The 16,530-nt window shown below is 64.7% G+C and carries 11 protein-coding genes and 1 pseudogene; 2 read left to right on the plus strand and 10 right to left on the minus strand.

Annotated elements, in window-relative coordinates; all coding sequences use genetic code 11:
- From gspE to MF4836_RS33210, 7 genes are all read right to left on the minus strand, one after another.
- A complete protein-coding gene (gene gspE / locus MF4836_RS33180; protein WP_078473924.1) occupies positions 1 to 1,473 on the minus strand; it encodes a type II secretion system ATPase GspE in 1,473 nt (490 codons plus the stop codon).
- Positions 1,470 to 3,377 (minus strand): type II secretion system secretin GspD, encoded by a 1,908-nt coding sequence (gspD, locus tag MF4836_RS33185; RefSeq protein ID WP_078473925.1) that lies wholly within the window; start codon positions 3,375 to 3,377, stop codon positions 1,470 to 1,472. The genes gspE and gspD overlap by 4 nt, the downstream gene beginning before the upstream one ends.
- Positions 3,374 to 3,892: a type II secretion system protein N gene (locus MF4836_RS33190; protein ID WP_161955781.1), complete on the minus strand. Its 519-nt coding sequence runs from the start codon at positions 3,890 to 3,892 to the stop codon at positions 3,374 to 3,376. Before MF4836_RS33190 ends, gspD begins: the two co-directional genes overlap by 4 nt.
- The gene (locus tag MF4836_RS33195) at positions 3,889 to 4,404 is read right to left on the minus strand and encodes a cytochrome b (protein ID WP_078473927.1); all 516 of its coding nucleotides are present in this window, start codon (positions 4,402 to 4,404) and stop codon (positions 3,889 to 3,891) included. Before MF4836_RS33195 ends, MF4836_RS33190 begins: the two co-directional genes overlap by 4 nt.
- Before the next feature lie 64 nt (positions 4,405 to 4,468).
- Positions 4,469 to 5,956 (minus strand): N-acetylglucosamine-binding protein GbpA, encoded by a 1,488-nt coding sequence (gbpA, locus tag MF4836_RS33200; RefSeq protein ID WP_078473928.1) that lies wholly within the window; start codon positions 5,954 to 5,956, stop codon positions 4,469 to 4,471.
- 261 nt (positions 5,957 to 6,217) lie between these two features.
- Positions 6,218 to 9,814, minus strand: a complete 3,597-nt coding sequence (locus MF4836_RS33205; protein ID WP_238596248.1) for an ATP-binding protein — start codon at positions 9,812 to 9,814, stop codon at positions 6,218 to 6,220.
- 11 nt (positions 9,815 to 9,825) lie between these two features.
- Positions 9,826 to 10,467 (minus strand): response regulator, encoded by a 642-nt coding sequence (locus MF4836_RS33210; protein WP_078473930.1) that lies wholly within the window; start codon positions 10,465 to 10,467, stop codon positions 9,826 to 9,828.
- Between the two features lie 371 nt (positions 10,468 to 10,838).
- Between MF4836_RS33210 and MF4836_RS33215 the strand changes: the two genes are divergently transcribed.
- The gene (locus MF4836_RS33215; protein WP_078473931.1) at positions 10,839 to 13,001 is read left to right on the plus strand and encodes a TonB-dependent receptor; all 2,163 of its coding nucleotides are present in this window, start codon (positions 10,839 to 10,841) and stop codon (positions 12,999 to 13,001) included.
- A 7-nt stretch (positions 13,002 to 13,008) separates the two neighbouring features.
- A complete protein-coding gene (locus MF4836_RS33220) occupies positions 13,009 to 14,502 on the plus strand; it encodes a PepSY domain-containing protein (protein ID WP_078473932.1) in 1,494 nt (497 codons plus the stop codon).
- A gap of 234 nt (positions 14,503 to 14,736) precedes the next feature.
- Here MF4836_RS33220 and MF4836_RS35265 read toward each other — a convergent pair whose 3' ends face one another.
- From MF4836_RS35265 to MF4836_RS33235, 3 genes and pseudogenes are all read right to left on the minus strand, one after another.
- Positions 14,737 to 15,825 (minus strand): hypothetical protein, encoded by a 1,089-nt coding sequence (locus tag MF4836_RS35265; protein ID WP_153050293.1) that lies wholly within the window; start codon positions 15,823 to 15,825, stop codon positions 14,737 to 14,739.
- 37 nt (positions 15,826 to 15,862) lie between these two features.
- Positions 15,863 to 16,129, minus strand: a complete 267-nt coding sequence (locus MF4836_RS33230) for a PAAR domain-containing protein (RefSeq protein ID WP_078473934.1) — start codon at positions 16,127 to 16,129, stop codon at positions 15,863 to 15,865.
- A 78-nt stretch (positions 16,130 to 16,207) separates the two neighbouring features.
- Positions 16,208 to 16,530: pseudogene (locus MF4836_RS33235) on the minus strand (hypothetical protein); the annotation flags it as partial.

Genomic DNA, 16,530 nt, shown 5'->3' on the forward strand with positions numbered 1-16,530 from the left:
TCAATCCTCTTGGGTCACGCGCAGCAGTTCTTCAAGGCTGGTGCTGCCTTGCAGCACCTTGTCGCGGCCATCGGCGAACAGGCTTGGGCCATGGGCGCGGGCGTGGCGGCTGAGTTCGGCTTCGCCGGCGCCCTGGTGCACCAGTTGGCGCAGCTCTTCGTCGAACAGCACCAATTCGTAGATGCCCTGGCGTCCGCGATAGCCGCTGTGCTGGCAGCCGGCGCAGCCGGGGGCGTGATACAGCAGGGGCGGGGCCGCAGGGTCCAGCTCCAGGCGCGCACAGGCGCTGGCGTCGGCCGGGGTCGCGACTTTGCATTCGACGCACAGCACTCGCACCAGGCGCTGGGCCAGCACCCCGAGCAGGGAAGTGCAGAGCAGGAACGGCTCGACGCCCATGTCCACCAGGCGCGTCACCGCGCCCACCGCGCTGTTGGTGTGCAGGGTCGACAGCACCAGGTGCCCGGTGAGGGAGGCCTGTACGGCGATTTCCGCGGTCTCTCGGTCGCGGATTTCGCCGACCATCACCACGTCCGGGTCCTGGCGCAAAATCGCCCGCAGGCCACGGGCGAAGGTCATGTCGACCTTGGTGTTGACCTGGGTCTGGCCGATGCCCGGCAGGTGGTACTCCACCGGGTCTTCGATGGTCAGGATATTGCGCGACAAGGTGTTGAGGCTGGCCAGGCCGGCGTACAGCGTGGTGGTCTTGCCCGAGCCGGTGGGCCCGGTCACCAGCAGGATGCCGTGGGGCCGCGACAGTGCGCCTTCCAGGCGTCGGCGGCTGGCATCGGCCATGCCCAGGCGCCCGAGGTCGAGGCGCCCGGCCTGTTTATCCAGCAAGCGCATCACCACCCGTTCGCCATAGGCCGAGGGCAGGGTCGAGACCCGCACATCGACTTCATGGCCACCGATCCGCAGGGCGATCCGGCCGTCCTGGGGGATGCGTTTTTCGGCGATGTCCAGGCGCGCCATGACCTTGATCCGCGACACCAGCAGCCCCGCCAGTTCGCGCCGTGGGCGCAGTACTTCACGCAGCAGGCCATCGACCCGCAGGCGCACCGACAGGTGTTGCTCGAAGGTTTCCAGGTGGATGTCCGAGGCCTTGGCCTTGACCGCCTCGCCGAGGATGGCGTTGATCAGGCGGATGATCGGCGCATCGTCTTCCTGCTCCAGCAGGTCGGTGGTTTGCGGCAGGTGTTCGGCCAGGCTGGCGAGGTCGTCCTGGTCGGCGATCTGGTCGCCCAGGCCCTCGGCCATTTGCATCGCATCGTCCTGGCCATCGCGGTAGTGCTCGGCCAGGCGCAGGGCGAAGGCCTCGGCGCCGAGTACCTGGCTGTGCGGCGGCGCGCCATGGCGTCGACGCACTTCAGCCAGCACCGCCAGCGGGGTGTCGCTGCGGCACAGCAGTTGGCCGGCCTCCAGCAGCACGCCGTGGCGCCGGGCAAAACTGAAGGGCAGGCGTGGGGCCTGGGTCATCGTTGCGGCTCGCTGCGCATGTCGATCACGGTGCCTTGCGGGGCGGCCTCGAACATCTGCCGTGGGTCATTGGGCAGGCGCAGGCTGTTGGTGCTGCCGTCCAGGGCCCGCAGTTGGCGCAGGTTCTCGTACTTGCGCTGGCCGAGGTGGGTGTTGTCATTGCTGGTGCGCAGCAGGGTCGGACGCAGGAACACCATCAGGTTGGTTTTTTCAGTGACCTCGCGGCTGCTGCTGAACAGCCGGCCAATCAGCGGGATGCTGCCCAGTACCGGAACCTTGCTGACCTGGGTCTTGACGTTGTCCTTGATCAGGCCGCCGAGCACGATGATCTGCCCATCGTCGGCGAGGATGGTGCTTTTCACCGAGCGCTTGTTGGTGATCACGTCACTGGTGCTGATGCCGGCGGGGGCGGCGGCCAGCTCGGAGCTTTCCTGCTCGACCTGCAGGCGCAGGGTGTTGCCCTCGTTGATATGGGGCGTGACCTTGAGGGTGATGCCCACGTCCTTGCGCTCCACGGTGGTGAAAGGGTTACTCGCGCCAGCGCTGTCGGTGGTGTAGGAGCCGGTCTGGAATGGCACGTTCTGCCCCACTAGGATCTCCGCGGCTTCGTTGTCCAGGGTCAGCAGGCTGGGGGTGGACAGCAGGTTGTTGTTGGAGTCGCTGGACAGCGCGGTGACCAGGGCGCCGAAGTTGCGGCTGCCCAGGCCGATGATCGCGCCATCGGGCAGGGGCGGGCGCTTGTCGCCTTCGAGGTTGCCCAGCAGGCTGCCGATGGCCAGGCCGCTGGCGGGGAAGTTGGTGCCGCCGGTGACGTTGCCGGCATGTGCGGCCCACTGCACGCCGAGGGCCTCGCTGATGTCGCCGCTGACTTCGACGATGGCCGCTTCCACCAGGACTTGAGCGCGCGGGCGGTCGAGCTCGGCGATGACTTTGTCGAGCATGTTCAGTTGCGCCGGCTCCGCCATCAGCACCAGGGCGTTCTGACTCTGGTCGGCGCTGACCAGGATCGATTTGCCCTGGGTGCCGCCGTCCTTGCCGCCACGGCCGCCTTCGATGCGCTTGCCGACGTCATTGAGCAGCTCGGCCAGTTTCGTCGCATCGCTGTGGCGCAGGCGCACCACGCGGGTGCCATCGTCAGCGTTGCCGGCGACGTCCAGGGTCTTGGCCAGGCGTTCCATCTGCTGGCGAGCGGGCAGCGGGCCGATCAGGATCAGGCGGTTGCTGCGGGCGTCGCCAATGGCCTTGGCGGTGTTATTGCCGCTGTTGTTCTGCGCCACGCTTTCGCTCAGGACCTTGGCCACGTCGACTGCCCAGGCGTGTTTCAGGTTGAGGGTGGTCACCGCCTTGTGCCCGGCGGCGTCGAGGTCACGCACTACCTGGCGGATGCGCTCGACGTTGTTGGCGCTGTCGGTGATGACCAGGGCATTGGAGCTGGCCGAGGGCGCCAGATACGCGTCTGGCGCCACCAGCGGCCGGACCACGGTCGCCACTTCACTGGCGGTGGCGTTGTACAGCGGCAGCACCTGGGTGATGAACATATCGCCGACCGCGATTTTGCTGCCGACGGCCTTGGTCTTGGCTTCGCTGACCGGCACGATCAACACCCGGTCGCCCTGGTCGAGGGCGGCAAACCCCTGGCTGCGCAGCACGGTGAGGAACAGCGAGTAGATGCCCTCGCGGTCCATGGCCGAGGCCGACTGTACCGTGACCTTGCCGCTCATGCGCGGGTCCAGGACCATGGTCTTGCCGGTGATTTCGCCGACTTCGCTGACCAGGTCCTGCAGCTCGGCGTCCTTCATGTTCAAGGTCCACTGGCGCTTGGCCTCGGCGGCGGCCAGAGTCGGCAAGGGTGAAAGCAGGGTGCCGAGCATCAGCACGGCACCGGTGATCTGGGACAGTTTCATGGTTGTATCTCTGCAAGGGGGGGTAAAGCGGGCTCTGCTGTGGGGGTCAGCAGGCGCGCGGAATGACTGGGAAAAGCAAGGGTTTGCAGGCGACCGCCCTGGAGCACCACGACGTGGTCCGGGCTGATCGCGCTGAGGCTGGCGCCGCCGGGCAGGCGGTCGCCGATGCTGTAGAACGCGGCGCCACCAGGGGCGCGGATCAGCGCCCGCGAATCTTCGCTGCGCGGTGCGGCAAGGCTGGCCAGCAGCGTCAGCGGCACGGCGTAGGCGCTGGCCTGGGTCTCGGGCGGGACGGCGCCGAACAGGCTGGCGATGCCGTTCGGGTCCAGCGCTGGCAGCGGCTGGGCGGTCGGTGCCGGGGCCGCGTCGCCGGCGGTCTGCGCGGGCAACTGCTGGATGAAGTCCCAACTGCCCAGGGCAAGCCAGGCACACAATGCACAGGCGCTGGCGGGCAGCAGGCCTTGGCTCAGTGGCAGCCGGGCCAGCAGGGCATGCACCGCGTTGAGGCTGATCAAGGCAGCATCCGCTGCAGCACGCCGTGGCCACGCCACTGGTGCAGCACCACTGCGCCGACATGCCCCAGTACCAACAGGGCCAGGACCACGCAGCAAGCGCGGTGCACCTGGTTGAAAAACTCCAGCAGCAGCGGTTCTTCAAGGGGCTGGGGCATGGTCAGCAGACCAAAGAAATCGATGGGCCGGTTCATCATCAAGACGCCGGTCACCAGCACCAAGGCGGTGGCGATGTACAGCGCCAGGTGACCGAGTTTGGCCAGCACCTGGCTGGCGGCGCCGATCATGGACGGCTCCGGTGGCGCCGGGTGGGCCACGGAAAAAAACAGACGCAGCGCAAACAGCGGTATCAGCAACGCAGTCAGCGAGACGTTGATAAAGGTGATGCCGCTCTCGATCGCGTGCGGCATCTCCAGCAACGCGACGGCAAAGCCACTGACCGAGGCCCAGATAATGATCAGGGCCGAGCACCAGTGCAGCAGCCGACGCGGCTGGGAATAGTTATGAGCGGACATGGGGGTATTCCTGAACGAAAAGAGCGTGACGCCAGGCGTCACGCTCGTGTTGCAGCCTTATGAATTACTTGACCAGGTCCCAGGCTTGACCCCATGCCCAGCCCTTGCCAGGTGCGTAGGCATTGCCGGACGAGTTCTTGCACCAGCCGGAGAATGGATGCGGTTTGCACTGGTAAATCTTGCCGTCAGAGGCCAGTACTTTGGTGCCGGCTTTGTAGTCGTTCTCGCCATCCGGGAATACGAAGTCATAGCCCCCACCGACCGCTGGGTCCTTGAGTTTGAAGCTGTGGGTCTGCTGCAGCAGCTCGCCTTTGTCGGCCTTGGCCACGACCACCAGGTCGTAGTCACCGGCAGTGACGTCCTTCAGTGCCATGGTGAAATGCGCAGTGTTTTCCCCGACAGCGGCCTGCTGGTAAGCGATGTTCTCGCCCTTGGCATTGAACACGGAAGCGTCAATGGTGTACTTGCCACCTTGAGCGATAGCGTTGAAGTGCAGGTCGGCGGCGCCGTTATTCAAGGTGTAGTCAGCAGCCAGGCCGGTCAGGTTCAGGGTGCCTGGCAGAGCCGGTTGATCTTTATCGATCATGACCTTTGTCACGTCGCTCTTGGCAGTGATGTAGATGCCGTTGGCGTCGTAGCTAGGCACGACTTTATCGCCGGCACCAATCTTGCCCATCTGGTAGCCGGCGTTGGCTTTGTTGGCTTTTTCGGCCAGCAGGAATGGCCAGGTTTTGGCCTGAGCCTGTTCGACGGTGTTGATTTCCAGCACGGTCTGACGGCTGGTCTGTTCACCAGCAGCGGTGAACACGCGGGTCATGACTTTGTCGCCAATTTGCAGCTGTTCAGGCTGCACGGAGCCGATCTGGCTCCATTGGGAAACAGGAGCGCCGTCGTTATCGATATTGACGTCGACCGCCTGGTAGAAGGTAGCGCTGGTGTTACCGACACGCCAGGTGGCGAGGATGACGTGATAGCCCGAGCGGTCAGCCGGAATGTTGACTTGGTGCTTGGTCGGCTCGGAGAGGGACGGAATCTTGTTGTGGCCTTCTTCGTGCAGCAGCGGGGTCAGCTCGAAGGAATCGCGGGTCAGTGGCTCGTTCGGGTTCCAGTTTTTCTTGGTGATGTAGAACTGGCGATAGGCGGCCGGGTGCACAGCGGTGTACTTCCAGCGGAACTCGTTCATGCCCGGCTTGATGGTGGTCTTGGCCCAGCGATCGGCTTTCTGCTCATTCAATAGATCGAAGGATTGCAGGCCGCCGCTAGGGATTTTACCGTCAGCTGGGCCGCATTTGCTGAAGTCTTCAGCGCAGTACGTGCCAGTGTGATGATACTGAGCACCATTGGCTGAGTACTCCATGCTCTGTGGTTCATATTGGGCGGCGCCGCATCCTTTGTTGATTTCGCCGCCGTTTTCATTGCACATGAATGCGCGGGATTTCGGGCTTTCAATGTAGCCGTGGGCGAAGGCTTGCTGCGAAGCCAGGGTGGCCAGGCCAATGGCCATGGCCAGGGGTAGTTTGCGCAGGGCGCTTGCACGTTTGCTATGAATCATGGTGAATCCTTGATGGCTTTCTAATTGGTTATAGAGCCGTCAAGGGCGGGTACGTATGGGGTGCTGAGCCCGCCTTTGAAGGCCTGGGCAGGATGCCCGCGGGGGTGAGAGGCGCCCATGGGACGAGTACGAGAGTCGGGTGCGGGGGACTTTTACGGGAGCCATCCAATGGGGCGGCAGCCCCGAGGGTGCGCGCCGGAGCATGACGTGAATGGCCAGGTCGAACAGGCCCGCGTCGAGGCGGGCGCAATGGGCGAGCCCCTACCCTCGGGGCGGTCGGTCCGGATGCCGATGCCGGATATCGTCCAACAGGCCGAGCAGCACCGCCACTAACTGCGCCTGGGCAGGATCCAGGTCGACGCCCTGGCTGGCAGCCTGGCGCACCCCTTCGCACGCACGCAGCAGCCCGGGCGCATCGATGGTGCAGGCCAGGCCCTCAAGGCGGTGCATGAATTGGCCGATGGCTTCGTCGTCGTTGTTGTCGGCCAGCGGCTGCTGCAGGCGCTGGCATTCCTCCTTCAGGTTGCTGTGCAACTCCTCCAGCAAACGCCTGATCAGGCTCGGATCGGCGCCGGCCAGGCCCTCCAGATGGCTCAGGTCAAAGCCCGGGGTGGTGCCGGGCCGCAGTCGTTGGGGCTGTGCCGCTTGCCCGGCGAGGGCTTCGCGCAGGCGGGCCAGGGTCACGGGTTTGATCATCAGCTCGTTCATGCCGGCGTCGTGGCAACGTTGGTTTTCCCCGGTTAGGGCGCTGGCGGTGTAGCCGATGATCGGGCGCGGCACCAGGCCCAGGACCTGCTCGCGCTGGCGAATGGTCCGGGCCAGGGTGTAGCCGTCCATGCCGGGCATGTTGCAGTCGCTGATCAGCAGGTCGAAGGGCTCGCGCTCCCAGGCCTCCAGGGCCGCCGCGCCGCTGCAGACGAAGGTCGCGCGGTGGCCAAGACTGGCCAGTTGCTGCTGCAACACCAGGCCGTTGGTCGAGACATCGTCCACGATCAGCACCTTCAGCGCCTGGCTCAAGGCTTGCGGCAGATGGTGCTGTGGATCGCTACCCAGCGCCGGCGCCGGCGCCGGCTGCCAGGTCAGGGGCAGTTCGACACTGACCTGGCAGCCCTGGTTGGGCTGGCTGTCGAGCCAGATCCGGCCCCCCATCAATTGCACCAGCTGGCTGCAAATGTTCAGCCCCAGCCCGGAGCCGCCATACAGGTGCGCGACCTCGGCATGGGCCTGCATGTAGGGTTCGAAGATCCGTGGCTGGATGGCCTTGGAGATACCGATGCCAGTGTCGCTGACCTGCAGGGTCAACAAACTCTTGTCGCCCCCCAGGTCCAGCTCTTCGACGCTGAGCCGGACCTGGCCGCGGGCGGTGAACTTCAACGCGTTGCCCAGCAGGTTTTGCAGCACCTGGCGCAGGCGCATGGGGTCCAGCCAGTAGTGGCGCTGGGGCGTCAGGCCGGAGCAGTCGAGGCTCAGGGCCAGGCCGCTCTGCCGGGCCTGGGCGGCAAACAGATCGAGGCAGTCTTGCAGCAGCGGCGCCAGGGCCACCGGCTGTGGCGCCAATTGCATCTGTCCGCTCTCGATCTTGTCGAGGTCGAGGATATTGCCGATCAGGTCGATCATCGAATGGGCCGACTGCTGGGCGATCCGCAGGTTTTCCGACGGTGCCCGTTCGCTCCGGCTTTCCAGTTCCAGCAGGCCGACCAGGGCATTGAGCGGGGTGCGCAGTTCGTGGCTCATGGTGGCCAGGAACTCGCCCTTGGCGGCGCTGGCATCGACCGCGGTCTGTTGCGCCTCGCGCAGTTTGAGTTCCAGGCCCTTGCGTTCACTGATGTCGATCCAGCCGCCGAGCAGGCCCTGCAACTTGCCGCGCGCGCTGTAGAACGGCACCAGCCAATGGTAGATATGCCGCCGCTCGCCGTTGACCTCGATGCAACCGTCGAAAAACTGCGGCTGACGGTTGTCCAGCAGCAGCCGGTACTGCTCTTCCAGATTCAGCGCCAGGCTGTGGGGCGCCATGCCCTGCTGCTGCGGGGTGGTGCCTTGCAGCTGTTCCAGGGCGCTGCCGAAGAAGCTTTCGTAGGCGCGGTTGCAGGTGCTCAGACGCAATTCCAGGTCGCGCACGTACAGCGGCGTCGGCAAGCCGTTGAGCAGGGAGAACTGGAAGGCCAACTGGTCGCTCAGCTGATGCTGGGCGGCACGCCGTTGGCGCACCTGGACCTTGAGCCGCCAGTTCCACAGCAGCGACAGCAGGACCACCACCAGCGCCAGGACCACGGCGTGCCAGAAGCCATCCGGCAGTTGCTCCCAGGGTGCGTGATCGGCCTGGGGGCTGGTCAGCAGCTTGACCCGGCCATTGAGCTCGCCGGCCACCGACCCGAGCAACTTATCGAGAATGCCGCGCAGCTCGGGGGCGCTGGGGCTGATGGCGAACACCTGGGGCAGGGACATGGCCTGGACAGTCTGCCCGGCCCGCAGGTCGCGTCCGCTCAGCCACGGCTGGCGTCCACGGGTGCAGAGCGCGGTGTACAGGGTGGCGTCGACCTTGCCGCTTTCCACCAGGGCCAGAGCCTGCTCGGTGGTTTGGGTGCGCACCACCTGGACGCGCGGGTAGCGGGTCTGCAACCAGCTGTCCAGGGGGTGATTGAACGGCAAGGCCAGGCGGCGGCCGACCATGGCCTCCAGGGAGCTGGGCGAACTGGCGTCGCGGCGAATCACGAAGGTCCAGGCCTGGGCGCCGAAGGGTTCGCTGAAGGCCAGGGTCTGCCGGCGTTCGGCGGTGGCCGGCAGGCTGGTGGCCAACTGCGCGCGGCCGCCTTGCAGCAGTTGCTGGTCGGCGGCGGGCGACTGGCTGGCGAGCACTTCCAGTTGCAGGGGGTAGACGTCGCCCAGGCCCCGCAGGATCTCCATGCCCAGGCCGATCCACTGGCCCTCGTTATCGCGATAGAAGTAGGGCGGTTGCTCGCTGGCAATCAGGGTCAGGGTTGGATGCTGGTGCAGCCACTCACGCTCTTTGGGGGTCAGGGCAAAGGCGTCCGCCGGGGCGAACAGCCGGGTGGACTGGGTACGCTGCTCGATGATCTCGCGATTGCGCGCCTCGGAGATGCTTTCCAGGGTCACGTTGATCAGGGTAATCAGGTCGTGCTCGTTTTCCCGGGCGGCGAAGGAGAAACCTTCGCTGCTCAGGTGCGCGGCGAACTTGTTTTGCAGCTTCATCTCGGGCAGGGCGAGCATGTGGAAATTGGCCCGTACCTTGTCGCCGATAAACGCATCGACTTCGCCCTCCGCCAGGCGCCGCAGGCCTTCGGCGGTGTTCGCAACCGTGCTCAGCTTGGCGTGCGGGTAGGCCTGGAGCACGGTGGCCAAGTCCATGTAGTCGGCGAGCAGCAGGACCCGCTTGCCTTCCAGGTCGGGAGGCAGGCTGTTGTCGGCACTGCGGCCGACGATGATCGGTGCATTGGTCAGGTACGGGCGGCTGAGTATCAGCCTGGCATGTCGGCGTTCAAAGTCGGTGACCCGGGTCAGCAGGTCGATTTCCCCGGATTTGAGCCCGTCTATGGCTGCCGCCACGCTGGGGTAGGACACCTCCTCGATCGACAGGTCGAGAAAGTCCCCGACCAGTTGCAGGTAGTCCTCGGTGATGGCGCGCAGGGCCAGGTTGGCGCTGCCTTCGCGCACATTCTCGGGGGGCGTGATGCGCGCCACGCGCAGGGTTTTGCTCGGCAGTGACTGACGCATGGCGTTGAGCTGGGCCAGGCTGGCCGGGGTCGGCTCGGGCGCGTCGGCCAGGGCGTTGTTGGGGCCTGTCAGAGCACACAGGCCAAGCAGGCACAGGGCGATCAGGGACCGCAGCAAACGATGCATGGCAGTCGCCTTCACGTCAGGCCGTTTTCCTGGATGTAGAGGTAGAGCGCGGCGTTGGTGTCCAGCCCCAGCTTGCGCATGGCGCTGATCTTCTGGGTGCTGATGGTTTGCTTGCTGCGGTTCAGGTGCAAGGCGATTTCGCCGATGGTCAGGCCGCTGCCATACAGGCGCAGGACCTCGACTTCCCGTGGCGAGAGTTCTTCCAATTGCAGCAGCGGTTTGCCGTGCTCGGCCTCACCCAGGTCCAGCAGTTGCCTGAACACGGGCGAAAGAAAGGGCGCCGAGGCACTGGCGCCAATAGCCTTGGGCAAGTCATTGAGCAGCCCGCGCTTGCTCACCAGGCCCTGGATCCCGAGCTTGAGCACCGAGCCGATCAGGGCCGGGTTGTTGAGCATGGTGACCACCACTATCGCCAACTGCGGGTAGCGACGGCGCAGTTGCTGGATCAGGCGCAAGCCATCGACCTGCTCGCTGCCGGGCATCATCAGGTCGGTGATCAGCAGGTCGCAGGATTGCCGACCGAGGAGTTCGAAAAGCCCGCCGACGTCCTGCGCCTCGCCCACGATCGACAGCTTGGGGTTATCGCTCAACAGGGCGCGCATGCCGATCAGTGTGATGGGGTGATCATCGACGATCACGGTTTGGATTGGCATCGGGTCGGGTCTCTTTTGATTCAGGGGAGAGGGGGCTTGCTGGCCTGGCAATAGGGCTCCGTTCACCGCTTGTCAGGGGGTGTGTTGTCTGGGGGGGTAGCGAGGGGCGGCGATTCTATAGAGAAAAACCTGTCATCTGCCTGAACGCGGGGTGCCTTTTTTGTAAAGAAGTGTTGGTTTCCGATGGCCGGATATGCAGCTCGAAGCGTGAGCGGGGCTGAGGTTTTAGTACTTGGCCGATAGGCCTCGGACCGTTGTTTTTGCACCATGGCGCCCTTAATCCGGTGCGCCCGGTCGCCGATTCGACCTGGCGTGCCCCGAGCCCGTCGCGGGGTCTTTTGCAGCGCCCCGCGTCTTCAGGAAAGCCCGTCATGAACCATCTCCCGGCCCGCCGTCGTTACGCTGCGCTGCTGTGCGCCACCCTGTGTTCCCCGGCCTTGGCCGAAGAGGCGCTGGTCCTGCCCGATCAGGTCGTCAGCGCCGATGAGGCGCCCCTCAGCCCGGGGCTGGAACTGGACCGCTTGAGCAGCACCGGTTCGCGGCTGGGCCTCGACCTGCGTTCGACCCCGGCCTCGGTCAGCGTGGTCACCCGCGAGCAGATCGAGCGCCGCGGCGCCCGTACCACCGGTGAAATGCTCGACATCGTGCCCGGGCTCAATGCGTCGGCACCGCCAGGCATGGGCAATGCCGTGAGCTGGCGCGGCTTTGGCGGCGGCCAGGTGAGCCAGTTGTTCAACGGCATCGGCCTGCATTACGACAGCATCACCGCGCGTCCGGTGGACGGCTGGATCTACGACCGGGTCGAAGCCATTGGCGGGGCCTCGGGTTTTCTCAATGGCGCCGGGGCGGTGGGTGGCTCGCTCAATTACATCTCCAAACAGCCGCTGCGCGGCCACGACTTCAACCAGGCTCGGCTGCGCCAGGGCTCGGATCACAGCGGTGAAACCGCCCTGGGCTTCAACCACGGCCTGGGAGAAAACCACGTCGCGCGCCTGGACTTCAGCCACAGCCAGGGCCGGGGCTATGCCGACCGCGAGCGGCGCGAGGCCTTTACCAGCGCCTTCTCCCTGCTCAGCGATATCAGCGCGCAGTTCAGCCACACCCTGGCCCTGGAGTATCAGGAAGAACGGGTCGACAACCCCTACTGGGGCACGCCGGTGCTCAATGGCACTGGCCGCCCGATGAAGATCGACCGCCGCGACCGCCTGCGCAATTTCAATGTCGACGACAGCCTGTACCAGCAGCGCGTGCAGTGGTTGCGCTCGCTCAGCGAATACCGCTTCGACGAGGCCACCGAGCTGCGCAACACCCTCTACCGCTACCAGGCCACGCGGCAGTTTCAGAACCTGGAAAACTACCGCTACAACGCCGACAACAGCGCGGTGATCCGTTCCGGCGCGCTGTTGCAACGCCATGAGCAACAGGTCATCGGCAACCGTTTCGAGCTGCACCGCGAACAGCCGTTGTTCGACCTCGACAGCCGCTGGCTGCTGGGGCTGGACTACAGCCATAACGTACAGATGCGCCTGCCTCGCTCGCTGCCCGGCGTGGTGGACCAGGTGGATCCGGGGGATTTCGACCCGGGCAGTTTCTGGGACATCCCCGGCATGCAGCGTGGATTCCACAAGGACCGGCGCAACCAGGTGGACACCCGGGGGCTGTTTTTCGAGCACCACCTGCAACTGACCGAGCGTCTGTCGCTGCTCACCGGCCTGCGCCATGAGCGCATCGAGTTGCAGGTCGACAACTACCGCGCGGTGAGCACGAGCAACCCGGCTTATTTCAGCCGTGATTACGCTGCCAGTACCGGTCGCGCCGGGTTGGTCTACCAGTTGACCCCGCACGCCAACGTCTATGTGCAATACAGCACTGCCGCCGATCCGCCGGCCGGCATGCTCGCCACCGCGACCCTGGGTCAGGTCGAGGATTTCGACCTGACCCGTGGCCGGCAGCTGGAGGTGGGCGCCAAGTTCGACTTTCTTCAGGGGCGCGGCGCCGGCACCGTGGCCCTGTACCAGATCGAGCGCAAGAACCTGGCCACCGCCGACCCGCTCAATCCCGGGCAAAGCCTGGCAGTCGGCCAGCAATCGAGCCGTGGCCTGGAACTGGCCGGCTCGCTGCGCGTGACCCCGCAATGGCTGGTGGAAGGCAACCTGGCCTACACCGAGGCCTGGTACGACGATTTCAGCGAGCGGGTCGATGGCGTGAGTGTGTCGCGCAAGGGGCACACACCGGGCAACACCCCGCGTCAGGTGGCCAACCTGTGGCTGACCTGGGACCTGGACCCGGCCTGGCAACTCGGTTTCGACGGCCGCCATGTGGCCCAGGTGTATGCCGATGCGGCCAACGAGCGGCGGGTCCCGGGTTACCAGGTGTTCGGGGCATTTGCCGGTTACCGCCTGAGCGCCGATACCCGCCTGACGGCACGGCTGCGCAACCTGACAGACGCAATTTATGCCGAGCGCGCCAATGGCACGCAGCTGTATCTGGGAGCCCCGCGCAGCGTTGAGCTGGCGTTGGACACGCGGTTCTGAGGCGCGAATGAAACGTTATCTGTACCTGTGGCACCGTTGGTTGGGGATTGGCCTGTGCCTGCTGCTGGCGCTGTGGTTTTTCTCCGGGGTGGTGATGCTCTATGTCGGTTACCCCAAACTCACCCCCGCCGAGCACCTGGCGCGGCTGCCGGCGTTGCAGGTCCAGGATTGCTGCGTCGACCTGGGCACAGCGTTGCTGGCGGCGCCGCACGAGCAGGCACCGAGCAGTATTCGCCTGAGCAGCGTGGCTGGCCGTCCGCATTACCTGTTGGGCTACCGCGCTGGTGAAAGTGTTGCGGTAGATGCCCGCAGCGGGCAGCGGGTGTACTCGACCCTGGGTTCGTTGATGGCCAGTGCCGAGCAATTCGACCCGGCGCCGGCGGTGTACCTCGGTTCGGTATGGGAAGACGCCTGGAGCCACTCCCGAGCCCTGGACTCCGAGCGACCGCTGCACCGCATCCAGTTGCAGGACCGCGACGCCAGCCTGCTGTACCTCTCCGGGCAGACCGGCGCGGTGGTGCGCGTGGCCACCGGCAACGAACGCCTGTGGAATTGGGTCGGGGCTTGGCTGCACTGGCTGTATCCGCTGCGCGGCGGGGTGCTGGATGGCGCCTGGGGTTGGGTGGTGACCAGCCTGGCGTTCGCCGCCAGCCTGATGTGCCTCTCCGGGATGCTGGTCGGCGTGCTGCGCTGGCGTTTTACCAAGCCTTATCGCAGCGGTTCGCGCACCCCCTATAAAGGCATCGCCCGTTGGCACCACCTGCTCGGCCTGGTGTTTGGCAGCCTGGCCTTGACCTGGGTCTTCAGCGGCTGGTTGTCGATGAACCCGTGGCGGGTGTTCGAGCATCCGCAAGCCTTGGCCAGCGCCGCCTATCAGGGTGGGCCCTTGATTGCTGAGGCGTTTGCCACAGACACTACCGAGGCCCTGGCGCGCTTCACGGCCGAGGGCTTTATCCCCCGGGAGATCGAGTGGCGGCGGATCGGCGGCCAGGGTTATCTACTGGCCCGCGATGGCACTGGCGCGGTGCGCCTGCTGGACGGCGACGGCCGCGTGCATCAAAGCCTGGAGCCCGAGGCCCTGGTCCGCGCCGCAGCGGCCATGTGGCCGGCCGGCACACCGCAAGTCGAAACCCTGCATGCCTACGATGCCTATTACTACGGTCGCGCCGAGCACAGCATGCTCGGCCACCTGGACAAACCCTTGCCGGCCCTGCGTTTGAGGTTCGACGACCCGGCCGCCACCTGGCTGCACCTGGACCCGCGCAGCGGTGCCTTGATCGAACAATTGGACGAGCGGCGCCGGGTCTATCGCTGGCTGTTCAACCTGCTGCACAGCTGGGATTGGCTGCCGCTGCTGGAGCGCCCGCCGCTGTGGCAAGGCTTGCTGATCACCCTGAGCGTCGGCGGTTCGTTACTCAGCCTGAGTGCCACCTGGCTCGGTTGGCGCCGATTGCGGCCGCGCAAGCCTTTGGCCAGGCGCCTGGCGGCGAAGCGAAAGTAAGGGGCAGTGGGCTTGGACGAATGCTTCGCTGACCTGTGTCGACGGGGGAGCTGCATTTCCGCGTGGATAGTACGGTGCTTCATTCCGAATTGGGCGCAGTGAGTGAGGATATGCCGCGAAAGCCCCTTGAGTGCACAAACCGGGCTAAATGCTAGGTGGAAGGCTGAACCTGGGCATCTGAGATCCTCTTAATCTGGACAGTGCGCATGCCGTCAGCCTGGAGACGTCATTTTCCTATTCCTCAGCGCGATCACCGAATAAGAGCGCATCCATTGCAAATGGAACTGCCTTATAGCGTTTCCAAGCGTTGGATTTCGGGTTAGTGACTCGGTCCATACTGGCGCATTCCGGGCACCAGTGGCCCGCTCGAATGTTTGCATATTGGGCATGCCAACTATGGCCGCGGTGACACAACCAATGCAGTTTATCGATGACCCTGATGTACGAGGTCGACAAACATTGGCCTCCCCGAGCTTTGGCGCTGGCGTGTGCATCTTCAATGGAGAGCCGCTTTTTGTCATAGGCACAGATAAGGCACCATCCACCACGTAGCATTCGCCGCCCGAGGGTTTCCCATTCGTGTCCTTTGGCACAGCGAAAGCGGTAGCGCGAACCGACGCCAAGGTACGCTTCGGCCAGGCATTGCCCACCGCGCTCAGCGGCCTTTTGTCGAAGGCGTTCCAGCCCATCCTGATGGCGATACCCCTCAACCTTGCGCAGGCGGGCACATTCGGGGCACCAGGTTCGACGCTTCACTTCATGACCCTGCGCCTCCCATTCATGCCCACGAGCGCAGCGGAATCTATAGGGTTTATTCGCCTGGTAGCTCGTGTTCAGGCACACACCGCCGCGCTCGGCGGCTATCTGATGGAGTCGAGCCAGACTCTCAGCGCGTCTGCGGTCGTAGCCAGAGGCTTTGCCGCAATGGGGGCAGTCAATGCCGGATAGGGCGCGATTGCCCCGGCGGCTCCAGATATGCCCTTGTGCGCATTGGAATCTATGGGCGGCATCCCAGCCGAGCCAGCGCGTTTCAAGGCATTTCACCCCGTTCCGATCTGCCAGCGTGCGCAACTGATTCATGTGCGCTTCAACAGCACACGTTGGACATTTCGCGTTCGATACTCGAGAAAATGTCTGAAGCGTTCTTAGGAACACATGCCCTCGATCACAGCGAAAGCGATACATGGCGTTCACCCCTTTCCACTGATGGTCAAGGCAATCGAGTCCGCTACGAACGGCAGCGGCGCGCAAGCCTGGATCACGATCGAGAACTGGGTGATTCGGTTGCGCAAGGGCGTTGTCGGGTTCGCGACTCTTGGTCATGGCTGACCCGCTTTGCATGCACGAGGAACCATTTGTCCTACGCCTTTCGGTAATGCGCCGAACACGATGAGGAAACCTGGCAGCCACATGCGAGTTTGGCCGGCTCAAACACCACCGGGCGGCCGTTGTGAATGGCGGTTTCATCCCCACCGGAAACCAGGGGAAACACCCCCTTGTGCGTAGGGCATACCGCTTTGTCACCGAGCAGGCATTGGGGCTTACCGTTCACTGGGAACCCACTGGCTTCTATCATGACGCCGCCACCAGAGTGCTTGTCCCCGAGCCGAATGGCGCCTCTAGACATGAAAAGGCTCCTTCGTGGCGCAAATTATCGTCATGGACCACAAAGCGCTCCGGGTGATTTCAACAGGGTTTGCCATGGTCAGAGCCCCTTGGGCAGGACCGCAGGGTCGCGGCGACGTACAGTTTCAAGGAAGCGCTCCAGCAACTCGTCGCGCTGGCCCTGGGAAGCCAGGAACTCCGGGGTGCAGGTGATTTGCGCGTAGGGTGTCTGCATCAACGGATGGTCGATCTGTGTCGGGTTTGGCAAGCCGAGCAGATCGCGCAGACGAAGCACGGCCAGGATTTCAGTGGGATGAACGGCCAGTAGCGGTGTGGCGAACTCGAACTGTTCGGCGATGGTTTCGTGCTCGCGATAAGTGACCGCGATACGGTCTACGTGGACATCGCAGGCCGTCAGTAGCG

This window comes from Pseudomonas sp. MF4836 (genome assembly GCF_002018875.1).
Classification (GTDB): Bacteria; Pseudomonadota; Gammaproteobacteria; order Pseudomonadales; family Pseudomonadaceae; genus Aquipseudomonas.

What these genes read in the sequence shown, in the direction of transcription:
- MF4836_RS33195 (WP_078473927.1), bottom strand. Translation starts at nt 4,404, where the DNA reads ATGTCCGCTCATAACTATTCCCAGCCGCGTCGGCTGCTGCACTGGTGC.
- gspD (WP_078473925.1), bottom strand. Translation starts at nt 3,377, where the DNA reads ATGAAACTGTCCCAGATCACCGGTGCCGTGCTGATGCTCGGCACCCTG.
- MF4836_RS33230 (WP_078473934.1), bottom strand. Translation starts at nt 16,129, where the DNA reads ATGTCTAGAGGCGCCATTCGGCTCGGGGACAAGCACTCTGGTGGCGGC.
- MF4836_RS33220 (WP_078473932.1), top strand. Translation starts at nt 13,009, where the DNA reads ATGAAACGTTATCTGTACCTGTGGCACCGTTGGTTGGGGATTGGCCTG.
- gspE (WP_078473924.1), bottom strand. Translation starts at nt 1,473, where the DNA reads ATGACCCAGGCCCCACGCCTGCCCTTCAGTTTTGCCCGGCGCCACGGC.
- gbpA (WP_078473928.1), bottom strand. Translation starts at nt 5,956, where the DNA reads ATGATTCATAGCAAACGTGCAAGCGCCCTGCGCAAACTACCCCTGGCC.
- MF4836_RS33210 (WP_078473930.1), bottom strand. Translation starts at nt 10,467, where the DNA reads ATGCCAATCCAAACCGTGATCGTCGATGATCACCCCATCACACTGATC.
- MF4836_RS33215 (WP_078473931.1), top strand. Translation starts at nt 10,839, where the DNA reads ATGAACCATCTCCCGGCCCGCCGTCGTTACGCTGCGCTGCTGTGCGCC.
- MF4836_RS35265 (WP_153050293.1), bottom strand. Translation starts at nt 15,825, where the DNA reads ATGACCAAGAGTCGCGAACCCGACAACGCCCTTGCGCAACCGAATCAC.
- MF4836_RS33205 (WP_238596248.1), bottom strand. Translation starts at nt 9,814, where the DNA reads ATGCATCGTTTGCTGCGGTCCCTGATCGCCCTGTGCCTGCTTGGCCTG.